This window comes from Streptomyces sp. TLI_146, from assembly GCF_002846415.1.
Lineage (GTDB): Bacteria > Actinomycetota > Actinomycetes > Streptomycetales > Streptomycetaceae > Streptomyces.
This window is the reverse complement of the sequence record NZ_PJMX01000001.1, coordinates 8,432,145-8,456,546: the sequence shown is the minus strand read 5'-3', so window position 1 is coordinate 8,456,546 and position 24,402 is coordinate 8,432,145. Positions and strand designations below refer to the sequence as shown.

Genomic DNA, 24,402 nt, shown 5'->3' with positions numbered 1-24,402 from the left:
GGGGCGGTCATCCGCTCCGTCGTCGTTGAAACCGAGACGGCCGCATGCCGGCGGGCGACGAAGAACGACCGGGACCGGATTCAGAGATCTTCATCAAGAGCTGTCGTTGGACACCATCGCGGGAGGCAGCTTCGTCTCCACGTCCAGCACCGCCTCGCCCACCTGATCCGGAGTCAGGCCGACTGCTGTCGACAGGTCCGCGTTGAACAGTCGGGTTCCCTTGAGATGAGTCCCCCTGAGGATGGCACCGCGTAGGTCTGCCCCTCTCAGGTAGGCCCCTTCAAGGTGGGCACGGTCCAGCCACGCGCCCCCGAGTCGGGTCTCCCTCAGCCATGCCTCCCCCAGGTGTGCGCCGATCAGGTTGGCTCCCTCCAGACGCGCACCGGCGAGGCGTGCGCGCTCCAGGCGGGCGTCCTGAAGGTGTGCTCCGCGTAGGTCGGTACGTCGTAGGTCTATGCGGAACGGCTCCTCCACCGGCGGCCGTCGCCCCAGAACCGTCAAGGCGGCCTGGACGGACTCTTCCAGCTGCACTCTGGGGGACAACTCCGCGTCGGGCACCACCGGCACCTGGTCCCGGACGAACGCAGCGAGGACCTCGACCACGGTGAGGTGGTCCTTGGCCGAGTCCCGCATGATCCGCTCCAGCGCATAGATGCCGCCCAGACGCTCGACCGTACGCTTCGACGCAAGCAGCTTGATGGCTTCCACATAGCGGGCGGTCACCTGACCGTCCCGGGCGATCTCGGCCTGCTCGCGGTCCCGGTCGCGAGTGTGTCGCAACGTACGGTCGGTGTAGTAGAGGCCGGCCCCGGCCACCGCACCAGCGCCGAGGGCGACCAGCGTCGTGCGGAACCCTGTGATCACCACGCTGTCGGCCGGCTGGAGATCCCGTCGGCGTAGCCGATCGCCATCCAGCCACCACGGGCCCTGCCACAACAGCAGGATGTAGCCGACGAACGCGGCGGCCAGCAGCGCAAGCAGCAGTGCACGCGTCCGGCTCCGTTTCATACACAGGAGCATGTCCTCGGAGGACTGCCCGTACGCGTGACAGCCCGCCACCGCGCAGGCGGGAACACAACGGCCGGACTTCCGGGGCCCCGCCTCCCCCAGGCACCCCTGTTCCACGCCATGCTGCTGCCCCTGCGCTGAGCCAGCAGCACTGCATGGCACAGGCACATCCTCTCCTCTGTCATTGCACGACCGAGATCGGTGCGGGAACTCCGGGGCCACTGCACGTACGGGGGCGGCCCGTTGCTATGCCGGACTTCGGCGTCACCAATGACAACCGGCTTGTGGTGAGCGAACGCGCCCTCGCGGTGCTCAGACCTGCCGGGCTCGCGCACTGCGCGGGTGAGGTGTACTGATCGGGACGCCGTGCGGCGGGCGTGGCCGCGAAGACAGGGGTCTGCCGGGGCTCCTGACCACTGTGCCAGGGATGATCGGTGTGCTCCGCGCACACGAAAAGAGTTCTCCTCAGCGAGGCCGCGGTCCCGCGGCGGCCAGCGCATCCACTACGAGTTCCGCGATCCGTCGCGGTTCCTCGTTGGGAAGGAGTAGCTGGTTCCGGGGATCGTGACCACGGTCGCGTGCGGACACGCCTCCAACGTGCGCCGCTCATCCGCGGTGAGCCCGCCATCGCCCTTCTCTGCGTGCGCGACCCACACCGGCACTCCGGCCGCACACAGGCGGGTGGCCGGCTGCTCATGCTCGCCGAGATAGTCCAGGTAGCCGCGGAGAATCCGGCGCACCGTGTGCGGATCGTTGCTTCGCAGGTCGCCGAGCAGCTCGGCCCGGCGCTCGGGCGACACCCGCATGCCTTTCGAGGCCGGGCCCATGAGCTTCAGCAGGGCGGCGGCGGGAAGCGAGCCAAGAACATCGCCCAGCCGACAGATGGCCCGGAAGAAAGCGGGTTCGTCCGCAGGCGACATGCTGCTGCCCATCAACACGGTCGGGCCCGTGAACGCGCCTGTCGCCACCATCTCGTGCGCGACCGTAGCGCCCATGCTGAACCCCACCACCACGTCACAAGCCTGCTCCTCGACCAGACGGGCGGTGTGCCGGGCCAGGGTGGCGATCGTGAAGTCCTCCGGTGGTGCCGTCCCGCAGTGTCCCGGCAGCGTCGCGGCAACCAGTCGGCACCGGGCGAGCGCGGGCTCGGCCATCACCTCGGCGTACGACCGGGCGGAGTTCAGCCCACCGGGGAGCAGCAGTACCGTCTGCTGCGCATCGGCCGGCCCCGAGACGAGCAGGTCCCACTTGACCGTGACGTCCATGGGCGTCCTCTCCGTAGGCGTCCTGCACGCTGGGCCGATGCCCTGGCTGCCGGGGAGGGGCAGCCGCATGCGGGATCGGCTCCTTCCCCCTCATCGTGACGTCATCACACCCGCCGGGCTACCCGATCACGCCCGTTCTGATCCAGGCGGAGCAGCGACCGTTTGTGCAGGTATAGAGGGTGAGGATGCCGGTGCGCCCCAGGGGTCGCGTCAGTCTCGACCACACCTTCTCCGGCATGTCCGCCGTCGACACCACACCGTTCACCCGCGACTTCCGACTCCGCGCCGTCACCCGGGCGGCCGTGTCCGGGGGCGCGGCCCTGCTGGTCCGCATAGCGTGAGGGCATGTCCCGGACAGCCGCTCGGTGCCCCGGCCGTCTCGCTCTGGAAGCCCGCCGGCTGCGAGCCGCCGTGGCCCGCAGCGTGTGGTCGTGGGTGGAGCGGAACGGGCGGATCACCCCCGAGACACCGGGCGGCCTGCGCTTCGGCCACCTCGGCGCAGGCGTGTGCATCGGCTTCCCGGTCGGTTCGCTCTACGGCGAGCCGTGGATGGAGATCGGGGACGGCACTTTGATCGGGGAGCAGGTCACGCTCACCGCGGGCCTGCTGCCCGGGCTCGACCTGGGGCCGGATCCGGTCCTGCGGATCGGCAAGGGCTGCCTGATCGGCCGGGGAAGCCACATCGTGGCGCACCAGTCCGTGACGATCGGCGACCATGTGTTCGTCGCTCCGTACGCGTACATCACCGACCAGAACCACACCTACACCGAACTCGACCGCCCCATCGGCTGTCAGCCCCCGCGAAACCGCCCGGTGGTCATCGGCGCGGGCTGCTGGATCGGCGCCGGCGCCGTGGTGCTGCCCGGTGCCAGCCTCGGGCGGAACGTCGCGGTGGCCGGCGGCGCCGTCGTATGCGGAGAGTTCCCCGACCACTGCCTCATCGGCGGTGTGCCCGCCCGGATCCTGCGGCACCACGACCCCGTGGCGGGCTGGAGCCGCCCGTCGGCCGAGGACCTGGAGGCCCGGTCCGCGCTCCGGCGATGACAGCTCCGTGTTCCCTAGGGAGGATCATGTCCCTGGCCCGCCCCGTCCGTACCCCCGAGATGATCAACATCATGATCGTCGGCGACTCCATCAGCCATGGCAGCAGCGGTGACTGGACCTGGCGCTACCGGCTCTGGAAGCACCTGCGCGAGCACGGTGTCAGTATCGACCTCGTCGGTCCCAAGGACACGCTCGACAACATCCGCACCGCCGAAGTCGGCGACGACGACGCCACCTACGCCGATGCGGAGTTCGACCCCGACCACGACGCCCAGTGGGGCCGCCCGTATCTCACCGAGAAGGACGAGATCGAGGCCAAGGTCCGTGAGCACCGGCCCGACTGCCTGCTGGTGCTGCTCGGCATCAACGACCTGTTCTGGTACGGGGTCGAACCCCCGCAGTTCGAGGCGAACCTGCGGGAGTTCCTGGCCGGGGCCCGCCGGGCCCACCCGGAACTCACGTGCGTGCTCGGCACCGTGCTGCAGTGCCGCAAAGCAGTCGACGACCCGGACTTCGGCGCCCGAGTCGACGCCTGCAACGACCGGCTGCGCGCCACCGCCGAGAACCTCACCACCGCGTCCTCCCCGGTGGTCATCGCCGAGACCGCGGCGGAGTTCGTCGCGGCGGAGCACACTTGGGACGGAACCCACCCCAACCCCAACGGCGAGATCCGCATCGCCGCCGCCTTCGCCGACACCCTCGCCGACCACTTCGGCATCGGCGCCCGCTACCCCCGCCCCTACCCGGACGTACCCCCCATCTCCCCGGCCGCCAAGGCGAGCATCGACTGAGCCCGCGGACGGTCTGGACCTGCGGGGAGGGTCTGCGCACGCGCAGACTCCGCCCCTCGGTCAATCCTCATGATTGCCGGGTCGCTCACCGCCGCGAGCTGATCGGTACCCGGGAGAGGATCAACACCTGGATGCAGGGCCACCCCGACGACCACCGCTGCCCCGGCCCGCGGCCCGCGCCCCAGCGCGCGGCGCTTGCGGCCCCCGCTTCATCCGTCACAGCCGCCCTCATGACGTGACCGGCGGTCATCGACCGCCAGCGTGGCGGAGAACTCGCAGAACCCGTGTCCCCATCAACCTGGCGGCGATGACGCCACCGAGCAGCAGCACCGCGTACACGGAGAGAAATACATATAGGGGTACCGGAAGTCGGCCGAGACCCACACGCCGAGCAGCGCCGCGGTCCACCACGAGACCGTGGAGACGGCTCCCGTGGTGAGGATGAGCGCCGCCGATCCCTCCACGTCCTCGTCGGCGAGTGGACGGTCGGCGTGCGCTTCGAAGACGGGGATCACCTTGCGGTGAATCACGGCCCCGTTAACGCAGATGAAGGCGGTCACGGTCATGATCGCCCAGAACTTTCCGTCATGCCACTGTGCGGGGGACGCCACAGCGAACAGCAATCCGGTGGGCACGATCAAGGCCAGGCCGACGACGACGAGGAGCGACACGAATCGCAACGCCCTCAACTCGCCCCGGTCCAGGACTCCGTCCTTGGCGAAGCGGACGAAGAGGTAGTCGGAGACCACAGCGGCCCCCAAACCGATCGCTACCCCAGCAACATGGAAAAACGTGGTGATTTCATGGATTTTCATGCGGCCTGTATCCCACGCAATTGCCCGAGGTTAACCCCTCCAGGCATCAGAAACTGTTTGCGAGCCCCGGCGCTCATCACAGGGCCGGGATAGTTCTCCGTTATGGAACACGAAGGCGCTGACGAGGACGGCAAAGTTCAGCTTCGGCGATGAGGGCCGCCTACACCGCCGACGTCAGCAGCCGGAAATGCCCTTGAGTCTTGCCCCCTGGGCTTGGCTACCCGAGACCACCGTTGCTCTGGAGGAGCTGGGCGTTGATCCACCCGCCCTCTGCCGAACAGAGGAACGTGACCAGATTCGCGCAGTCCTGCGGCACACCGAGACGTCCCAGGGGCGTGAAGCGGATCATGTCCGCCTTCTGCTCTTCGGTCATCCACCCGGTGTCGGTCGGCCCGGGATTGATCGCGTTACAGGTCACCCCCAGATGGGCGAGCTCGCGGGCGGCGGCCAGCGTGATCCGGTCCATCGCCCCCTTGCTCGCCCCATAGGGCAGGTTGCCAGCAGTGTGATCACTAGTGAGGCTGACTACTCGCCCGCTTCCGTGCTGCCCGCGGAATCGCAGTCCGTACTCCCGGATCAGTAACCACGTTGCACCCGCGTTGACGGCAAAGTGCAGGTCGAAGCTCTCCACAGTGGTGTCCAACAGGCCGGAGTCGACCGATTCACAATGGCAGAGCACCAGCGCGGTGACATTTCCCAGTTCGCGCTCAACGCTCTCGAAGAGCTGAGTCGGCGCAGCTGGGTCGCTCAGGTCCGCCTCCATCGCAAGTGTTCTCGCCCCAAGGGACGCCACCCGCTTCTTCAACTCTCCAGGCGCCCCGGGCTCCACGCCCCACTGCATCCGCGCGTCATAAGGGGTCCAATACGTGAAAGCCACGTCCCAGCCGGCCTGGGCCAGATTCAGTGCCACGGACGTCGCGATCCCCGCCGAACGTCCCGCCCCTGTCACCAAGGCAAGCGGGCGCCCCGCCTCTGCCACGTCCAGCCGACCTTCCGCGCGGGTGTCGCCACTCATGATCCCCATCCCCGAGTGGTAGCAGCGGGCGGCCCGCTGTTGTGCTGGTGCGGATCATAGGAGTGCCCGCCCCAGGGGCTCACGGTCGCCGAGGTCACCGTCCGTGTGGGGTGATGCCGACGACCGTGCAGCGCGGGTGCAGGCAGCGAGAGTTGCCTGCACCCGCGCTGCACGGAGGGCGCTGGATCCTCATCGAGCCGGTGCCGGAGCGGGTCCAGCGGACTCTCCTGCCGAGGCAGTGAGGCGGAAGCGAGCTGGCGTTACCCGCAGGCGCCGCCACAGTGGCGAAACGACCCCGCGAACTGCTCAACCGGCTCACGGCGCTACTTGGTGCGAGATCTCGATAGACAGGGGGCGTCGCTGAGCGCCAGGCGGAGGCGCGGGCGGCGGTGGCCACAGTGGTGTCTCCGTCCGCGGTGGCGATCGCCAACCTGGCGAGACTCCGGGCTCACGGGTACTTCGTGAGGGTACCCAGGAACAAGCTCTCCTCCTGGCACTCGCCCTCGCCGCGCCACATCCCTGCCCGCGCCCGGCGCGGCCTCACTCTGATCCTCCGCCAGCGGTTGTTTATGGCCTATTGAGTGAGTGATCGTAGCTTGCGGGGATGAGACGTCCCTATCGCTTCAGACCAGGATCCAACCCAGCCCGGCAGGGGTTGGTGGGAGCCGTGACGCTGGCCCTGCTTACGACACTGTTACAGGTCCTCGCGGTCGCCCAGTCGGTGCCCGCTGCCGCCGCCATGGACTCATACACGGTCGCCACCTTCAACATGTGGAACCAGGATCGCTGGGACGGCCATTGGACGGACAGGGAGAGCGGAAATCTGGAGGCTGGCCTCCTGTACACCGTCGGCTCGCCTGACGTCGTGGCGCTCCAGGAACTAGGCAGCAAGGCTCCTTGCGGCAGCCGAGAGGAAGACTCCGAACGTCTCGAAACCTGGCCCCGTAGCGTGGCGGGCACCGACATCCGGACGCAATACAGGGTGACCAAGTGCCTGCAGCCGTTCACTCTCGCGACGAACTACGACCTGTTCTTCCTCAACATCCGCAACGGGAACCAGACCAGGAACGTCGGCTTCGCGGTCAAACGAAACCAAAACGGCGTGAGCGTCCCCCTCAACAGGGACAACGTTCACGTCATCGGAGCGGCCGTCACTGACCGAGGAGCCCCGATCGGGGACAGTCCCAAACCCATGCTCGGCATCAGGATGGGCGACGGCACGTGGTTCTACAGCGTGCATGGCGCGAACAACCAGAACGACCTTGGCGACACCGCCAACCGCCTGGCAGCGGCCAGGGAGGACGCGGGCAACAACAGTTGGACCATCCTCGGCGACTTCAACAGAAGAGCTGAGTCGTGGACGCCGGCCGACCTGGGCGGGGCACACCTCCTTCATTCCGGGCAGTTAACGCACAAGGCCCCGCTCCCTACCCTCCCTGACGGCAAAAACCTGGACTACGCGATCAGCAGCGCCGCGCCCCCAGCCGGGTACGCGGCCTGGCGCCTCGAAGACCTCTACTCCGACCACCATGCGGTGTGGTTCGGTAGATATAACGGGTGCGGCAATGAGAACACTGTGAGCCGTTCCGTCACCCTCGGCAAGGCATGCATCAAGCGACCAGCCACCGTCTCCATGGGCGACAGCTACATCTCCGGTGAGGCCGGCCGCTGGCAGGGCAACGCCAACACCGGGGCAACGGGTTCCTGGGGCACCGACCGTGCCGCCGACGGCACGACGGTCTACGAGAAGGACAAGGACGGCGACGACGCCTGTCACCGCTCCGACGTAGCCGAGATCAAGGGCGCCGACATCCCCGGCATCCCCCAAGAGCGGCGGTTCAACATCGCCTGTTCCGGCGCGGAGACCAAACATGTGATCAGCGAGTCGCAGGGCAAACAGAGACCCCAGGTCCAACAGCTCGCTGACATCGCGGCACAGTACGACGTCGACACCATCGCGCTCTCCATCGGCGGCAACGACCTCGTCTTCTCCACCGTGGTCAAGAGCTGTGTGATTGCCTTCATCACGAACAGCACAAACTGCAGCAAGGACGCGGGCGAGGCGATCCGGCGCCGCCTGGGGGAGGCGCGCGCGAACGTCATCAAGTCGATCGACGCTATCCGCACCACCATGACCAAGGCGGGCCAGAGGCCAGGCAGCTACCGTCTGGTGCTCCAGTCCTACCCTTCCCCGCTGCCTGCGCCCGCCAACATGCGGTACAGCAGCGAGAACAATGACCGGTCCAAGAAGGGAGGGTGTCCCTTCTACGACCCCGACATTAACTGGACCCGCGAGGGTGCCATCCCCGACATCAGCGACATGCTGCGCGGCGCCGCCGAGGAGTCGGGGGTGTCCTTCCTCGACCTGCGCGACGCCTTCGCGGGGCATGAACTGTGCTCCAAGTCGACGAGGCAGGCGTCGTCCGACGACACCCTGAGCAAGCCCGTTCCGGCCTCCGACGCGGAGTGGGTGCGCTTCATCCCCACCGGCCTGACCGCACCCGGCGACAGCGTCGAGGCGATCCACCCCAACGCCTATGGCCAGCGCGCCCTGAGCACCTGTCTGACCAAGTTCGCCCAGGCCACGGGCGGCAGCACCGCCCCCTGGACGTACACCTGCCGGGGCGAGCGCGGCACCAAGCCCGGTGACGTCGACGTCTCCGGTAACCCGGCGATCGAAGCCGCCGTCCGCACCGCCGACAGCAAGCCAGCGAACCAGTACCTCTTCCGCGGCCACCGCTACGCCCGCCTCGAGGACGGTGCCGACAAGCCGCTGGGCGAGGTGAAGGACATCGCTTCGGGGTGGTCCAGCCTGCGCGGCACGCAGTTCGCGAACGGATTCGACGCCGCCGTCGAGGCGGAGAAGTACGGCAAACGCCAGATCATCCTCTTCCGTGGCGACCAGTACGTCCGCGTCGAGATCCCGATGAACGGCACCGACGACACCCTCGCCAAGGGGCCGTTGCCCATCACCACCGGCTTCCAGCTCTTCGAAGGCACGCCCTTCGCCCGCGGTGTGGACGCGGCCATGGAGATCGGCGACGACCGGATCATGCTGTTCAAGCGCAACCAGATGGCCATCTTCAAGCTGGACATCGACGGCACCGGCGACAGATGGATGATGACACCCCGGGCCATCTCCGAGGGGCTTCCCGTCCTCCAGGGCACGGGATTCGAGCACGGCATCGACACGGCCATGCAGAAAACTACCTTCGCCCCGGAGCCGAACGGCTCTGTCGTCGACCTGGTCTCCGGCCCCCGGGCCCTGCGCCTGTATCTCGACGAGGAACTGGCGAAGAGCCAGATCGAGGTGGGCCCGGTGCCCATCACCGAGATGTGGCCGTCCCTGAAGGGCTCGATCTTCTCCGGGGAACAGGCTTCACCTCGCCGCTCCCCGCGCACTGGCCCCACCCCTTCCGCCGACCCCGAGCCCAACCGGCCGGCGCCCTTCTCCACCAATCCCGCCGACCAGCCCAAATGCCGCCCCGACGGCATGACGGCGACCAAGGACGCTAACACTCCCTACTGCCAGATCTACGACGACAAGGGCCGCGAGCTGATGGGGCAGCGGCACCCGCGCCGCGTCGTCGGCTACTTCACGGGCTGGCGTACCGGCACGAACGGGCAGCCCCTGTATCTGCCGAACAGCATCCCTTGGGGGCAGGTCAGCCACGTCAACTACGCCTTCGCCCATATCCAGGACAAAAAGATCTCCGTCGGTGACCCCAACGACCCCGACAACCCGGCGCTGCGGATGACCTGGCCGGGTGTTCCAGGTGCGGAGATGGACGCCAGCCTGCCCTACCAGGGGCAGTTCAACCTACTCACCCAGTACAAAAGGCAGCACCCCCGGGTGAAGACCCTGATCTCGGTGGGCGGCTGGGCCGAGACCGGCGGGCACCTCAACCCGGACGGCACCCGCACCTCCGACGGCGGCTTCTACTCGCTGGCGACCAAGGAGGACGGCAGCGTCAACCAGCAGGCCATCGACACGTTCGCCGACTCCACCGTGGAGTTCCTGCGCCGCTACGGCTTCGACGGCGCGGACATCGACTACGAGTACCCCACCGCGCTCCCGGACGCCGGAAACCCGCTGGACTGGCCGGTGTCCAACCCACGGCGCAAGGGGCTCACCGCCGGATACACCGCACTGATGAAGACCCTGCGCGAGCGCCTCGACCGCGCCGGCGCCGCGGACGGCCGCTACTACCAGCTCACCACCGCCGCCTCCGCGTCCGGCTACCTGGTGCGCGGGATGGAGGACTACTCCGCGCTGCAGTATCTCGACTTCGTCAACGCCATGTCGTACGACCTGCACGGCTCGTGGAACCGTTTCGTCGGTCCGCAGGCCCCGCTCTACGACGACGGACGCGACAACGAGCTGTCGGCGGCCGGAATGTACGACAAGGACAAGAACCCGGAGTACGACCAGGAGGGCTACTTCAACACCGACTGGTCCTACCACTACTTCCGGGGCGCGATGCAGGCCGGGCGTATCAACCTGGGCGTCCCGTACTACACGCGGGGTTGGGACCATGTCAGCGGCGGTGTCGGCAGCGGACTGTGGGGCACCTCCGACTTGCCCGACCAGAAGTCCTGCCCGCCCGGGACCGGTCCCAACGGGGGCCGCATCGCCTGTGGTTCGGGCGCCAAGGGCGTTGCCAACCTGTGGCACGACACCAACCCCGACGGCAGCGAGGTAGGCGCCGGGTCCAACCCGATGTGGCACGCCAAGAACCTCGAACGCGGTGTCAACCCCGGCTACCTCGAACGCTTCGGCCTCGACCCCGACGACCCGGCGAATGCGACCGGAGGATACACCCGCCACTGGGACGACACCCTCAAGGCGTCCTGGCTGTGGAACGAGGACAAGAAGACGTTCCTGTCGACCGAGGACGAGCAGGCCGTGGCTGCCAAGGCCCAGTACGTCAAGGACAAGGGAACGGGCGGCGTGATGCTCTGGGAACTCGCCGGGGACTACGACTGCCCCGCCGAGGGAGAGTGCCGCCCCGGCTACACCCTGACCACCGCGCTCGACAACGCCCTGCGCTCCGCAGAGCCCTACGGCGCCGAGCGCGCGCAGGGATCGACGGCCACCCTCCCGAAGGAACAACTCGACGTCAAAGCCCAGCTCGTCGAGTTCCCCACCAGTCTCAACGACCTTTGGCCCCAGCAGCCCACGCTGCGGATCACCAACAACTCCAAGGTGACCCTCGCACAAGGCACCGAGATCAGCTTCGACATCCCCACCAGCACCTCGCCGCTCGTCAAGGACGGGTCCTGGAAGAAACTGGACAGCGTCACCGCGGGCCACACCGGGCCCAACGCGGGCGGGCTGAAGGGCGACTTCCACCGGGTGACCGTCACACTCGGCTACTGCGAGGACATCCCGGCAGGCAAGTCGAAAGACATCGACATCAAGTACTACCTGCCCATCACCGGGCCGTCGAACATCACCTTCAAAATCGGAGACAAGACGTTCGGCAGCACCGGCGACCAGCGCCGCGAGGTGAACCTGGTCGATCCGCCGGCCGCGGACACCAGCAATCAGTGCCGAGCCACCGAATGGGGCAAGCACGCCTACAACCCCAATCCCTCGTTCGCGTTCTGGCAGACCGGCAGCCAGTGGATCATCGAGGACCGCAACAGCGGCAACGTCCTCGACCACCCCGCTTCCTGGACCGACGCCCACCTGGTGGAAAAGCAGGACGGCAACAAGAACCAACTGTGGACCGTCGCCGAGGACGGCGGCAGCAACAGCGGCTGGTACCGCATCAAGTCCAACAGCAGCGGCCACGATCAGTGCCTCGGCGCACCCACCGCACGCGCCACCTTGAGCGTGCGCGACTGCGACGGCAAGGTCGACCAGTGGTGGCGCCTCGCACCGCCCAGCACCGACAAAGAAACGGAGGGCAAGCCGCTACTGGGTCAGACCGTCACCGGCGGCCCCGCGCACAAGGGCACCTACGCACTCGTCGGGTATGCAGACGGCGCCAACTGGTACGAGAATCCGGCCTACCTCGCCGCTCCCCAGGACTCCGGCACCTCCCCCGGCACGAAGATCATCGCGGGAGACCTGAACGGCGCCTGGGCCTCCACGGTGTCCTGGAAGGGCTACTACTGGCGCACCAAGTGGTGGAACAAGGGGACTGACGAGCCCGGCAACAGCGATGCCTGGCAGAAGCTCTCCCCCACCCCCTAACGCTTCACGGAAAAGGGCAGGGCCCCGGCACAGTGTGCCGGGGCCCCGGCCATTCCCCGGCCATTCCACGGCCACAATGCGAGGCGACCGTTCTCATCGCTGTCATCAGCGAGTGGCTGTGGCCCTTGGCCATCACGCGACGGGATCCACGTTCCACGCCGCGGGCAGATCGCTGCCGCAGAAGCCGCAGACAAAGTCGTCCTCACGGACGATGTCGCCCTCCTGGCAGTCGGGACACCGCCGGAACACCACCTCGTGGGTGAAACCGGATGGCCGCCGGATCCCTACAGCGTCAAGAGCGCGGGCGGCTTCCGCCCAAGAGGTGACGCCCGGGCACTACCCAGTGAACTGGTTGCTGACCTCGACGGGCCTCGACGGGGAACTCCCGGCTGTCCGTACGCTTGTACGGCAACGCGTCGCTTCGGCGGGGCGGTAGATCCCACCAGCCCTGCCCGGCCGGTGCCCTGACCGCACCGCGGCCCGCACCCACCGCATCCTCAGGATCTGCGAACGCCAGGGCCGCCGTCTCCGCCAGTCGGCCGGTGTCGGTGATCGCGATGGAGCTGTCGGCGGGCTGTAGGTGAGCTGTCGGCGGATGACGGCAGATTGGTGTGGCAGGCAAGCAGCCGGGAGCTCACCCGGCAGCCACTTCCTCTTCCACGTCCTCTTCCTTGAAAGGGAACCCCATGCCCCTTCATGTCACCGTCATCGGCGCCGGACTCGGCGGCCTCACCCTCGCCCGCGTCCTCCACCTGCACTCCATACACGCCACGGTCTATGAAGCAGAACCCTCCCCGACCGCGCGGCCCCAAGGCGGAATGCTCGACATTCACGATTACAACGGGCAAATGGCCCTGCAAGCAGCCGACTTGATGGACGAGTTCCGCGGCCTGATCCTTGAGGGCCGACAGGCCATGCGCATCCTGGCCCCGAACGGCAACCTGCTGGTCGACAAGGCCGACGACGGCACAGGCAGCCGGCCCGAGGTGCAACGCGGCGACCTGCGACAGCTGCTGCTCGACTCGCTCCCGGACGGCACCGTCCGATGGGGACACAAGGTCAACGCTGTACGAAGCCTCGGCGCCGGACGCCACGAAGTCACCTTCGCCAACGGCAGCAGCATCACCACCGATCTCCTGGTCGGCGCGGACGGGGCCTGGTCGAAGGTCCGGCCGATGCTCTCCCCCGACGTACCCGAGTACACCGGCAGGTCGGTCATCGAGACGTACCTCTACGACGCCGACACCCGGCACCCGGCCGTCTCGAAGACGGTCGGCGCCGGGTCCATGATGGCGGTGGAGCCAGGCCGGGAGATCTTCGCCCACCGCGAGAAGGGCGACACCCTGCATGCCTACGTGGGCCTGCACAAACCCCGCGAGTGGTTCGACACCATCGACTTCTCCGACGCCGCCGCCACGGCACACATCATGCGGGAGTTCGCCCACTGGGCCCCGGAACTGACCGCCCTGCTCACCGAAGCCGACCTACCCCCGACTCTTCGGCCCCTCTACGCACTGCCGGCCGCCCACCGGTGGCCCCGCATCCCGGGCGTCACCCTCCTCGGCGACGCCGCCCACCTCTCACCTCCCAACGGCGAAGGAGCCAACCTCGCCATGCTCGACGCCGCCGAACTCGCCCTGTCCCTCGCCGCCCACCCGGACGCCCCCGAAACCGCCCTCAGCGCCTACGAAAAGGACCTGTTCCCCCGCAGCGCCCAAACCCAGAACCCCGAGGAAGCCGAGGCCACCGACCCCGACGACCCGGCCTACGACCTGATCGCCGAGCACCTAAGGAACCAGCAGTAGGGAGCGGCCCGGCCCGGTCACACGAAGGTGCCACTCAGGCCATGTGCCGCCGGATGTCGACTGAATCGCCCTCAGCGACACCGGCGGCAGCACCTCAACCGACGCCATCTGGTCCCCGATCCCCGACCAACCGGCGGGGAACCGGGGGGAACCGGGGGGATGCACGATCAGATCTGGTCGTCGCCGGGAGCGACGGCGAAGTATGTGCCTGTGTTCGTCCGGGTACCGATCTTTCCGTCCGGACCCTGCACGACGAGGTCGGCTTTGGCGTCCTTGTTGACGTCAGCGAAGTACAGACGGCGTTTGCCCGCGGCTGGCCACTGGGAGCCATTACGCCATCTCCCCCTGTCTTCCGTCGGGTTCGTGGAAAACTCGTCCTGGTGAACTGGCTTCGGGGATGGGAGCGGCCGTGAGGGCTGGCGGGCGCGTCCTCGCTGGATGTACAGCCGTGGTAGCGGTCCTGTTCGGCCTCGTCGGGAGTATTGCGACGAGCAATCTTCCCAGGGCCGCAGAACCCTACCTGTTTCTGGCCTGGCCTCTTACTGGATTGTTCGGCATCCTCAGCATTTTTCTGGCGTACCTCTCCGTCGCTTCCGAAGAAGGAACAGGGACTGAGCGATCAGCGCGACTCCACTATGTGACGGTTTTGAACCAGGTGGACGCTGTGATCGCGCAACGCCTGCGCACATCGCTGCGAGAGCTGGTGCGGATCGAACTTGATCTGGTTCATCTTGCCGATGATCCGGCTCTGCGCCCGCAGGTGCTTCTGAGGCGAGAAGGCCGGGGCGGAACTCCGCTTCCTGGCGGCGTCATCGAAGCGTGGCGAGAGTCCCAGCATTCTCTTCTCCTGTTGGGCGCCCCAGGGGCCGGCAAAAGCACCATGCTGCTGGAATTGGCGTCCGCTCTCTCGTCCACCGCCCACGCCTCACTCGCGGCGCCTACGCATCGCGACGAAAGCCCGTCGGCTGAGGCGAAACCGATTCCGATCGTGGTGGACCTCACCGACTGGCGCCCACCGCGTCTGCGGCAAGGAAGACGGCATCTCGTCGGCCGTCATCGTGGGGAGACAGTGGTCCCCGCAGAGCGGGATCCGCTGAAGTGGCTGGTCACTTGGCTCCGCGTGCACTACAGGATCCGGCAAGGAGTGGCCCGTCAATGGCTGGAGAACGACAGCCTGGCCCTTCTCTTCGATGGTCTCGACGAGGTACCCGATCATCACCGCGCGGCGTGTGTCAGCTGGCTCAACGCTCTGTGCGACAGACGCGAGACCGTCCCGATCACCATCGTCAGCCGCACGAACGAATTCGTCCGCCTCCAGCGGCCACTGCGCCACATCGTGACAGTGGCGGAGATCCAGCCCCTGACCCGCGAGAAGGTCGAGTCCTACCTGGCTGGTGCGGGGGCCACAGCGGAACCGATTTCTGCCGCCCTCCGTGGTGATCCAAGACTCTGGGAACTACTCAACGCCCCAATCTGGCTGCTGATCATCACCTTGACCCGCCGAGGGGCTGCCGTGAGAGGGGCTGCCAGCTCCGTCGAGGCAGGCAGGCAGCAGCTCCTCGATAACTTCGTAGCGGCAGTCGTGCACCGGCGCCGCCCTGCCGACCGGTTCTCGCCCGACCAGACGGTCCGCTGGCTGGCACAACTGGCCCGGCTCAGCCGATGGGATCTCAGGCTCAGCCGCTTGTTCCTGAGGTCTCGCAACGCCGACGATGCCTGGGCGTCCACTGGTGTGGCGGCGGTGAACACTGTTGCTGCAGCGGCCCTGTCTCTCCCCCTCACCCGCTCCTACGGGCTGGTCACCACACTCTGCCTCGGCGTAGTCCCGCTGAGCTTTCTCCTGTACCGATCAGCAAGGGTAGAAGACAGCCCGATCGTCTTCTCCGGTATCGGTGTTGCATTGGGTCTGCTCATCGTCCGTGCCGAGCAGGCAGCCATCCCATGGTTCCGCAATGGCTTCCGTTCGATATCCGTGGGCTGGATGATGAAGTACGAACAGGGGGGCGATCCCACGACCGGTGTCGGCGGCCAGGTCGTGGATCTCCATAAGTGGATTACGGACGACCAGTTCAGAGACTTCATGACGGTATTCGCCCCCGGAGTGATCGCCGTCATGGTCACATACGCCTGCTTTTTCTGGGGAAACAGGGATGGGGACACCGGATCCGGGCGGAATTTCCTCGTCTGTCCCCTCATTTCGGTCGCACCATTCGTCATCGCGCTGACCGACCACGTACCCGTTGTGGGGCCGTTCCGCGGCTACTGGGAAGCAGGACTCGCCATGGCAATCCCCACCCTGATCGCCGGTGCGATCCTTGCCCTCCCGCTCCTGGCCCTACGGTTTCCCTTGAAACCGGCAACCGCCTACCTCGGCTACGCGGTGACGGGGTTCATCACCTTCGGCCGACATGTGGCCCGGGGCCGTACCCCCCTGCGGCTGCGCCGCTTTCTCCGCCAGGCCACAGACCACCACCTGCTGATCCGCGATCACGAGGGCTACCGCTTCCCCCACGCCCTCTTCCGCGACTACTTCGCCCGACTCGACCCGGCCACCGCCACCGCCCCACCCGAGATCCGCGGCGACAACGCAGCCTGATCACACCGGGGTCACTACCGAAAGGGCATAGCGCGCCTGGCGTCAGGCGAACTCATAGCTGGCCGCCCACGACCCGCCCGAGTAGCTCGGACTACGGCTCACTGCTCCGCGTGGTAGCGCATGCACTCCCCGCTCGCGTAGACCGTGGGGTCATCCGTGTACCAGGCCTGCTGGAGGGAGAGCTCGATGCCGTGATCGGTCGTCTGGATCCCCGGCAGGCCCGGGCGGCCGGGCCGGCCGTCCCCGGCCGGCAGGTCCGTTACCGTCAGGCCCTCGGCCTTCCAGCCTGCGCGGAGATGGGCCAGGGCCGTGAGGTAGTCGGCGCGGGTCGCGTACCGCAGCGTCCAGCTGTAGCTCGGCTCGCCGCGCGTGACGTTGTCCTTGTCGAAACCGAAGTCATCGACGCAGGAGCTGCTGTGTTCCTCGTGTGCCGCGTCCTCCGGCGTGGCACCGGGCCCGGTACCCGCCAGCTGCGCGGCGGGCCGCAGCCGCACGACCGTGTCCATACCGGCCTGCTTGGTACGTACGTCGTGCGCACGGTAGTCCGCCGCCGAGTGCACCCGGCCCCCCATCGACGTGCAAGCGCTGGTGAGGGACACCGCCAGCAGCAGCGGGAACCCCACGATGATTGCCCGGCGGGCACGGCGTGGCAAAGAAAACATGTCGGTCGGCATACGGACGATCAAACCCCCCAGGCCACCACAGCAACACCGCACACCTACTCAACCCACCCTGAGTACCCCGACCAGCGCCCCCGATCGAAGACCCACACACGCAGGGGCACAGACCAGTTCGGCCAGCCCGAGAACCAGAGCGACCAAACCCGCCGGGACCTCAAGGACGTCTGCGGCCACTGCACGGAGATCGCCGAAGCCTGCCACCTCGCCAAAGGCTTGGCCACCGTCCTCTGCTGCCGCGACGGACACCGCGCCGACGACTGGCTCACCCAGGCAGTCGAGTCCCAGGTCAAGGGAATCCGCACCTTCGCCAACGGGCTCCGCAAGGACCTCGCCGCCGTCACCGCCGGGCTCACGCTCCCGCTGAACTCCGGCGCCATCGAAGGCAATGTTGCGAGAGTCAAGCTCCTCAAGCGCCAGCACTACGACCGGGCCAGCTTCGACCTCCTCCGAAGACGCATACTCCTCGCACGCACTCTGGTAACTATCTCGCTCGCGGGCGCGGCCCTCTCGATCTCCGGCATCGCTCAGGCCAGCGCATTCTGGGCCGGGGCGCCTGCGGGGCCTACTGGTGGATGCCGGGCTTGGCAGGGCGGAGGTCGAGCTGCTCCGCAAATCCGCTCAGGGCGTCCACCAGCCCATGGAAGAGGCCACCGTGCGGGTCGGTGAGCTCGATGGCCGCGTCCGCGTAGTAGCCGACCTTGATCTCCTCGCTGAATGGCCGGAGCGCGCTTGGGCTTGAACGCTCGGCTTCACACCCGCCGTTACCAGCGACGCATGCGAGCGCGGGGACGGGCCCTGGACACTGGCCCGAAGCTCAGCCGATCGATACCTCCTTCACGCGGCTGTCCTTACTTACATGGAGCGACTTCGTGTCGCACACCGAGCGCTGTAGTTGACCCTGAAGGACAACTACAGCGCTCACTATTGATGAGGGGGTCCGTATCAGCGACGTGAACGGGTCTGGAGGCGACATGCGCTGACGGGCGGTCAGCGGGACGGCGGCGTGCGCTCACTTGCCGAAGCGCCTCTTCTGGGGAGGCTGAGCAGGGATCAGCTCCTGGAAATGGACAAGCTCGGCCGCCCGGATAGTCAAGTGCTCGACAGCCGTCGTCGGTCCCTTGTCGCCCTTGGACCAGTACGACTTGGTCAGCTCGACGAACCAGCTTGTCGGTGACGTCTGGAACACCATTCGACCGACCGGGGTGCCGGTCAGGTGCATGGCGGGGGTGCTGGAGCGGGCGACCTCCTCAGCACGGGTGATGGCCGCTTCCCTTCCACCTTCGACAGGGATCTTGCTCGACAGACTCGTCTCCCCGTACTGGACCTTTTCCACCAAGACGTACCAGCTCACAGTCCTGCCCCTCCCCCAGCATGGCGACCCGCAGCCTTGTGCAGCAACCCGCCCTCGTATCCATGATCCAGACGCTACCTCGCGGGCCAACCATCACGCTCAGGGCCGACCAGCGGACTTCAAGGCCCACTGTCGCACTGCGTCTGCTGCTGGCCGGCTCCGCGAGCGGGTGGGCGATCGAACGCCTGGGAGATGAGGCGTACTTCCTCGCGGTGACGCAGGTCCTCGCGGACACCCGGGCGACGGGCTGCCCAAGCCGCCGTCCAACAGCTGCTCCTGGACCGGGCGGGCGGCAAGCGGCGCGCCGTATCGAGCGCGCCGCCGACCAGGCCCGGGCCCACTTCGGCGGTCACGCGATCCGCCCGGGAACCCTCCCCAGCAGGCTCAGCCGGTGCCCTGTTGCACCGGATAGTGGATGACGACCGCACCGCCGGTGGCGTAGTTGGCGACATCGGCGGCCACCTGGCGGCCCTGCGGCGACGCTCTCGCCGCGGTCATTGCCGCAGCGTCAGCGAACTCGGCTTCGAAGACCGCGAAGTACGGCGTCTGTCCCTGCGTCGCTGCCACGTCGAAGCTGTAGCGCCACGCGAGCAGGCCGGGCAGACGCGTGACCAGCGGGAGGTGGTTGGTCACGTAGTACTCGCGGAAGTGATCGCGATCGACGGGTTCGGGGTACAGGACCACCAGCTTGTGCATGACAGACCTCCGTTGAACAGTGGGCGGGCAAGACACTCCGAAGACGCCTCTGGCGCGGCGCGGCCGTCATCGGTGCGTCCTGTCCAGCCAGTCGGTGATGAGGGGCGTACCGCTGGGTCTCGAACGCAACGGTGAGCGGTTCGCCGCCCTCGCGAGCGGGATCGGTCAGTGTGCGGCGGACTCGGGTGCCGTAGACGTCGTAGACGTCGCGGACATTGCAGGAGTACTCCAGCGCCGACCAGACTCCGGGCGTCGGCCGCCGACGCAGGACGTCGATAGGCAGGTGCAGCAGCCGGCGCCGCGACCGCGCGGTATGGCCGCGGATCAGCCCGAGGGCTGCCATCGGGGTCAGGCCGCCGTATCGCAGACCACACGATTCACCGTGGCGGCTCTCTTCCGGCAAGGGCGGGAGGGCCATCACGCCGCCGGGCTCTGCAGTGGGCCGACCGCGTGGACGGCTGGGGTCCGCCCGATCCACAGATCGATGCCCCTTTTGGCGTACAGCGCACTGCGTAAACGCCTCACGATGCCACCCCTGTCGCTTCGGAAATAGAATCAATGGGCGGGACGGTACTGTACCGGAGATCGAAGCATCAAGAGGGGTGGAGCAGGCGATGACGATGCCCAGGCCGGGCCGGCCGGTACGCGGATCGAGTACCGGGCGACCCCTCATGGCCGCCCTCGACCTGTTCGGCCGCCGCTGGAACCTGCGCATCGTGTGGGAGCTGCAACACGGGCCGGTCGGGTTCCGCGCGTTGCAGCAGCGCTGCGACAACATGTCCTCCAGCGTCCTGCGGCAACGGCTGACCGAGCTTCTTGACGCCCACCTCGTCACCCAGCAGCCGGACACGACCTACACGCTCACCGATCTGGGCCGCAGCGCCGGCCAGGCATTGCGCCCGCTCGCCCGTTGGTCCGACACGTGGGCCTCCGCCCTGGACGAGGACGGCGAAAAACCGACCCCGTGAAGCACCACCTCTGGCGCTTCGGAAACCGAATCGCTACCGTGCTTCTGAATCCGAATCACCTGGAGGGGTCATGGCTCGCATCCCAGCGCTCGAACCGCCGTTCACGCCGGACGTGGCGGCACAACTCGCCACGATGATGCCCGCCGGAAAGCCTCCGATCGGCCTGTTCCGGACGTTCGCCAAGAACTTGCCGATGACCGTCGCGATGAGCAACTGGGGCAGGTACGAACTCGGTCGCGACCTGAGCCTGACACTCCGTGAGCGGGAGGTCGTCATCCTGCGCACCTGCGCGCGCTGCGGCTGCGAATACGAGTGGGGCGTCCACGTGATGGTCTTCGCCGAGCGCGCCGAACTCTCCCCGGCCGAGGTCACCTCACTCACCTGCGGCTCCCCTGACGATCCCTGCTGGACGACCGGCCGCGAAGCCATGCTCATCCGGTTGGTGGACGCCCTGCGCGACTCGTGCGATGCCGACGACGAACTATGGCGATCCGCACAGGAGTTGCTCGACGAGCGGGAACTGCTCGACGTGCTGCTGCTGTGCGGCTGGTACCACGCGATCTGCTTCGCCGCGCGCACCGCTCGCGTCGACCTCGAGCCCGGCGCTCCCCGCTTCGCCGACATCACGGCCGCCTGATGGCCGACCCACCGATGGTGGTGGTGAACGCCTGCACCCGCAACGGGCAAGGCGGCAGCCCCACCGCGGTCGCGATCGACGACGCCACGCTCACCGACGCCCACCGGCACGCCACCGCCCGCAGGACCGGCACCTCCCACACCGCGTTCATCGACACCAGCACAGCGGTCACCCCCACGGTGCGCTTCTTCACCAGCGCCAGAGAACTCACGAACTGCGGCCATGGCACCATCGCCGCGCAAGCCGTTCTGCTGCACCGCAGCGGCGCCACCGAGCTCCACGGGCGCCAGCGCACCGCAGGCCGCACCTTCGCCACGACCGCCATCCGCCGTCGCGACGGCGTCGAAGTCTGGTTTGACCAAGGCATCATCGCCTTGGCGGACCACGCCGACGTCACCGGCGGTGGCGTCATTGCGGCCCTCGGCCTGCAACGGGCGGACATCGCCGCCGGCGTACGGGTCGCTTCGCCCGGCACGCCACGCCTTCTCGTCCCCGTCCGGGATCACCCGACACTGCTGTCCCTGCAGCCCGACTTCGACCGGCTGGCAACCGAGTGTCGCCGACTCGGGTATCTCGGCTGCTTCGCCTACACCCTCTCGCCAACCGCAGGAACGGCCGCAGCCCGCATGTTCGCCCCCGCAATCGGCGTCACCGAGGACATCGCGAACGCCAACAGTGTCGGCTGCCTCGCCGCCCACCTACTCGACACATCCGGCCACGGCGACATCGAAGTCCACCTGGGTGACACACTCGGGAGACCGTCATCGATTTCCGCCATCGCGAGACACACCGGATCCGGCATCGCCGCCAGAATCGGCGGAGTAGTCGACCTCGGCCAGCCCTTCGCTTCCGGCTGAACCACCAAGCGAGCAGCGCTCGGCCGTCTTCCTCCTCCCCCTCGCGTTCGGCGGGGACCTGACCGGTGCACCGCTGCGGGCGATGACCCCGGCGCGAGGACGTCCTTGATCCACTCGTTCTTTTGGTACGGGAAGGGGTACTGGGGGCGGTCTCCACACCCGCCTTCTTCCTTGAAGACTTGGAACCACTACTTTGAGGCGAGCGAATGCCAAGCCAAACGGCTTGGCCGGACGTGAGTGGCCACTTTCCCGAGCACAGGGTGTACGGGCACGGGCGGACCCTGGCGGCAGTCCGGGAAGGCGTCCGCTAGGGGCCTGCGCTCATCGGCGTGACCAGTGAAGTCACCGTCACGCCGGTGACGCCAGAACCGGAGAAGCTGCGAGCCGCCAGGGACGCCTACGCGCAGGCCTTGGCCCACGCAGTCGCCTCCCTGACGCAGGACAGGGTCGATCGCGGCGACATCGCCACGGCCACTGACGCCCCTCCCAAAGAGGTGAAGCGTCTGCTCGCGGAGGCGTCACCCGTCGCTTGACGATGAGTAAGGCTGTGCGGCCCGGCGCAAACACGAGGGAACCCCAGCGTGGGGCGTGTGAAGGCCCCGTATGGCTGCCGCCGTACTCGGCGGCCGAGTCGCCCAGGGTCTTGACCATGGCCAGGACGGCGTCCACTTCGCCCTGGCCCACCCGTACGGCCCCTGCGGAGGCGGCGCGCACGCGCCGGGTCACGGCCTCGGCGTCCGGCACGCCGAGCAGGGACAGGGTCGCACCGCCGGAGGCGGTCAGGAAGCTCCGACCGTCCACGTCACTCCTCCCTAAGGCCAGGACTGAGGCCACGGTATCCGCGGGTTCGGGGATCGGCGCGGGCATGTCGCTGACCTGGGATGCGTCGATCCCTAAGACCTGGATCACGTAGGGGAGCCACTACTCGGGGTTACGCTCGCCGCCCATCAGCTTGCGGGCGTACTTGCCGGGGCATGGCGGTGGGTCCACGGCTTTCGGCGATGCCCAGTTCACGGGCGAGTTTGGACGGTCCCCAGCCGCGTTCCGCGCACGTCTTCTGGATCAGCTCCGCGATGCTCTGGGCCCTCTCCATCCTCATCCGCTCCTTCCGGGTGGGGTTACGCGGAACTACCCGGGGTTACAGCCTCCCACCTGTTCCGCGCCCGCGACCACGCGTTGACTGAACATCAACCGCACAGAAACCAGGGGCCATTGGGCGCCCAAGTGCGGTGTCGACGAGCAGCGGGCCGCCGGAGCAACCCCCATGCCGCCCGGCCGCCCGCTGCCACACCACGTGACCGGAACGGGACGGAGGCCACTGTGGCCAGCACAGGGCAGCACCGCACCACTCACCGCAAGGACAAGATCCGCGACGGCTCCCTGAAGGCGATCCTCTTGCCCGCCCTGATCGGGCTTGCACCCCCGGCCTGGTGGCTGCGTCACCAGGTAGCTGACCTGGCGGGCCCCGCGCAGCCCGCCGCACGAATAGCGGCCCCTGACGCGCTGCCTCCGCTCGCCTGAGCTTTCTGTGCCCCGGCCCTTCCCACCGTGCTGGGGCATGGGCAAGCGCCCCGGCGTACGTCTCGCACGAGGTCCAGCGTGCGTCGGGGCTTGGCCACTGCCCTACGGGGGTGAAACCAGCCGACGCGGCCAGCGGCCATCTCCTACAAGCGGTCCGACCGCCGTCGGCGGCGGGCGGACCTTCCCCCTGGGAGGAACCGTGGAAGTCCTGTACACCGCTGCCGAGTTGTTCCGGTACGCGGACCGGAAGATCCTGGAGGCGGCCACCCGGGTGTGGCCCCGCGCCGACGAGGTCCGGCTCGGCGCCCACGTCCCCAGCGTGACCGGCTATGTACGCGGCATCGCCGTGGACGGCGAGGAGCTGTTCGCCAAGTACTCCTTCCTGGGGCTGTCCTTAGTGTCCGTGGTGCGCGGGACATGCGGCTCCTGGGCAGCCGTCCGCGCGGCGCAGGCCGCCTACATCGCCTCAAGCGGCACGCTGCTGGAACGGGAAGCCGAACAGCTCAAGCTGCTCTCGCTGTCCGGCGTGCGGGCGGCCGAGGCCGCCGGGTACCGCGACGACGTGCTGTTCACCAGGCCGCTGCACGGGCCCACGTTCGGCGAGCTGATCGCGAAGGAGCCCGACCGCACCGAGGAGCTGGCCACCCGGGCGTTGCGCGAGATGGACGCGGCCCTGCGGCATGTTGCCGCCCGTGCCGAGAGCGTGCAGATCACCGAACGCGGCATCCCCGCCACGTTCGGCCGGAAGTTCAACCGGATCAGTGGGCGCGCCTACCTGGGGCAGGCTGGCGAGTTCGGGCCGGTGCTGCGGGAGGTCGTGGCACGTCTGCGGCGCCTCGGGCAGGCCACCGCCACCGGTCCCCGGCCGCTCATCTACGGCGACTTCAAGCCCGAACACATCGTCTACCCCAACGGCCCCAGTGCGGCCCCCGGCTTCCTTGATCCCGGCATTGCGCCGGGCCGGGGCTCGGTGGACATGGCGAAGCTGATCTCCCGCACCGTCCTGGCCCGGAAATCATCGACGACCACGCCTGGGCAGCCCTCACCACCGCCCTCTCCAACGCCGAAGCCGCCGGACACGAGCCCGCCACTCTGCTGAAGCAGGCAGTCAACCAACGGCCACTGGACGACGCCCCCTCCCCAGAAGGCGC

General features: G+C 67.8%; 19 protein-coding genes and 2 pseudogenes. 13 read left to right on the top strand and 8 right to left on the bottom strand.

Annotated features, from left to right (window positions below):
- Positions 1-93: 93 nt before the first annotated feature.
- Positions 94-1,008: a pentapeptide repeat-containing protein gene (locus BX283_RS37615; RefSeq protein ID WP_101392834.1), complete on the bottom strand. Its 915-nt coding sequence runs from the start codon at positions 1,006-1,008 to the stop codon at positions 94-96.
- Between the two features lie 503 nt (positions 1,009-1,511).
- Positions 1,512-2,273, bottom strand: a complete 762-nt coding sequence (locus tag BX283_RS37610) for an alpha/beta fold hydrolase (protein ID WP_180357388.1) — start codon at positions 2,271-2,273, stop codon at positions 1,512-1,514.
- A gap of 345 nt (positions 2,274-2,618) precedes the next feature.
- Between BX283_RS37610 and BX283_RS37605 the strand changes: the two genes are divergently transcribed.
- Complete coding sequence (locus BX283_RS37605; protein ID WP_101391846.1) at positions 2,619-3,317, top strand: acyltransferase; 699 nt, start codon at positions 2,619-2,621, stop codon at positions 3,315-3,317.
- A 26-nt stretch (positions 3,318-3,343) separates the two neighbouring features.
- Positions 3,344-4,108, top strand: a complete 765-nt coding sequence (locus tag BX283_RS37600) for a GDSL-type esterase/lipase family protein (protein WP_180357387.1) — start codon at positions 3,344-3,346, stop codon at positions 4,106-4,108.
- 293 nt (positions 4,109-4,401) lie between these two features.
- Here the strand turns inward: BX283_RS37600 and BX283_RS37595 are convergent, their stop codons facing one another.
- Together BX283_RS37595 and BX283_RS37590 are read right to left on the bottom strand one after the other, a co-directional pair.
- Positions 4,402-4,869 (bottom strand): hypothetical protein, encoded by a 468-nt coding sequence (locus BX283_RS37595; protein WP_143676578.1) that lies wholly within the window; start codon positions 4,867-4,869, stop codon positions 4,402-4,404.
- Between the two features lie 271 nt (positions 4,870-5,140).
- Positions 5,141-5,938, bottom strand: coding sequence for an SDR family oxidoreductase (locus BX283_RS37590; RefSeq protein ID WP_101391843.1), 798 nt, complete (start codon positions 5,936-5,938; stop codon positions 5,141-5,143).
- Positions 5,939-6,920: 982 nt separating this feature from the next.
- On the opposite strand from BX283_RS37590, the gene BX283_RS37585 reads away from it, so the two are divergent.
- Entirely contained in the window at positions 6,921-12,140 is a 5,220-nt protein-coding gene (locus BX283_RS37585; protein ID WP_180357385.1) for a glycosyl hydrolase family 18 protein, read from the top strand.
- 132 nt (positions 12,141-12,272) lie between these two features.
- On the opposite strand, the pseudogene BX283_RS41915 reads toward BX283_RS37585, so the two are convergent.
- Positions 12,273-12,503: pseudogene (locus BX283_RS41915) on the bottom strand (hypothetical protein); the annotation flags it as partial.
- 73 nt (positions 12,504-12,576) lie between these two features.
- On the opposite strand from BX283_RS41915, the pseudogene BX283_RS37575 reads away from it, so the two are divergent.
- The 3 genes and pseudogenes from BX283_RS37575 to BX283_RS37565 all read left to right on the top strand — a co-directional run.
- Positions 12,577-12,660: pseudogene (locus tag BX283_RS37575) on the top strand (IS5/IS1182 family transposase); the annotation flags it as partial.
- A gap of 166 nt (positions 12,661-12,826) precedes the next feature.
- A complete protein-coding gene (locus BX283_RS37570; RefSeq protein WP_101391841.1) occupies positions 12,827-13,945 on the top strand; it encodes an NAD(P)/FAD-dependent oxidoreductase in 1,119 nt (372 codons plus the stop codon).
- 448 nt (positions 13,946-14,393) lie between these two features.
- The gene (locus BX283_RS37565; protein ID WP_180357384.1) at positions 14,394-16,541 is read left to right on the top strand and encodes an NACHT domain-containing NTPase; all 2,148 of its coding nucleotides are present in this window, start codon (positions 14,394-14,396) and stop codon (positions 16,539-16,541) included.
- Positions 16,542-16,639: 98 nt separating this feature from the next.
- Here BX283_RS37565 and BX283_RS40190 read toward each other — a convergent pair whose 3' ends face one another.
- The 3 genes from BX283_RS40190 to BX283_RS37545 form a co-directional block, all read right to left on the bottom strand.
- Positions 16,640-17,215 (bottom strand): hypothetical protein, encoded by a 576-nt coding sequence (locus BX283_RS40190; protein ID WP_180356962.1) that lies wholly within the window; start codon positions 17,213-17,215, stop codon positions 16,640-16,642.
- Between the two features lie 1,015 nt (positions 17,216-18,230).
- The gene (locus BX283_RS37550; protein WP_101391837.1) at positions 18,231-18,572 is read right to left on the bottom strand and encodes a hypothetical protein; all 342 of its coding nucleotides are present in this window, start codon (positions 18,570-18,572) and stop codon (positions 18,231-18,233) included.
- A gap of 384 nt (positions 18,573-18,956) precedes the next feature.
- Positions 18,957-19,268, bottom strand: a complete 312-nt coding sequence (locus tag BX283_RS37545) for an EthD family reductase (protein ID WP_101391836.1) — start codon at positions 19,266-19,268, stop codon at positions 18,957-18,959.
- Positions 19,269-19,939: 671 nt separating this feature from the next.
- Between BX283_RS37545 and BX283_RS37540 the strand changes: the two genes are divergently transcribed.
- The 7 genes from BX283_RS37540 to BX283_RS37515 all read left to right on the top strand — a co-directional run bounded on the left by BX283_RS37540 (position 19,940) and on the right by BX283_RS37515 (position 24,350).
- Complete coding sequence (locus tag BX283_RS37540; protein ID WP_218976551.1) at positions 19,940-20,236, top strand: helix-turn-helix domain-containing protein; 297 nt, start codon at positions 19,940-19,942, stop codon at positions 20,234-20,236.
- A 70-nt stretch (positions 20,237-20,306) separates the two neighbouring features.
- Positions 20,307-20,873, top strand: a complete 567-nt coding sequence (locus tag BX283_RS37535) for a carboxymuconolactone decarboxylase family protein (protein ID WP_101391835.1) — start codon at positions 20,307-20,309, stop codon at positions 20,871-20,873.
- Entirely contained in the window at positions 20,873-21,730 is an 858-nt protein-coding gene (locus BX283_RS37530; protein ID WP_101391834.1) for a PhzF family phenazine biosynthesis protein, read from the top strand. The genes BX283_RS37535 and BX283_RS37530 overlap by 1 nt, the downstream gene beginning before the upstream one ends.
- A 329-nt stretch (positions 21,731-22,059) precedes the next feature.
- Positions 22,060-22,263: a hypothetical protein gene (locus BX283_RS37525; RefSeq protein WP_101391833.1), complete on the top strand. Its 204-nt coding sequence runs from the start codon at positions 22,060-22,062 to the stop codon at positions 22,261-22,263.
- 70 nt (positions 22,264-22,333) lie between these two features.
- On the top strand, positions 22,334-22,546 hold the full coding sequence (locus BX283_RS40185) for a hypothetical protein (RefSeq protein WP_143676573.1): 213 nt from the start codon (positions 22,334-22,336) through the stop codon (positions 22,544-22,546).
- Positions 22,547-23,050: 504 nt separating this feature from the next.
- A complete protein-coding gene (locus tag BX283_RS37520; protein WP_101391832.1) occupies positions 23,051-23,251 on the top strand; it encodes a hypothetical protein in 201 nt (66 codons plus the stop codon).
- A 199-nt stretch (positions 23,252-23,450) separates the two neighbouring features.
- Positions 23,451-24,350 (top strand): hypothetical protein, encoded by a 900-nt coding sequence (locus BX283_RS37515; protein ID WP_101391831.1) that lies wholly within the window; start codon positions 23,451-23,453, stop codon positions 24,348-24,350.
- Positions 24,351-24,402 lie beyond the last annotated feature (52 nt).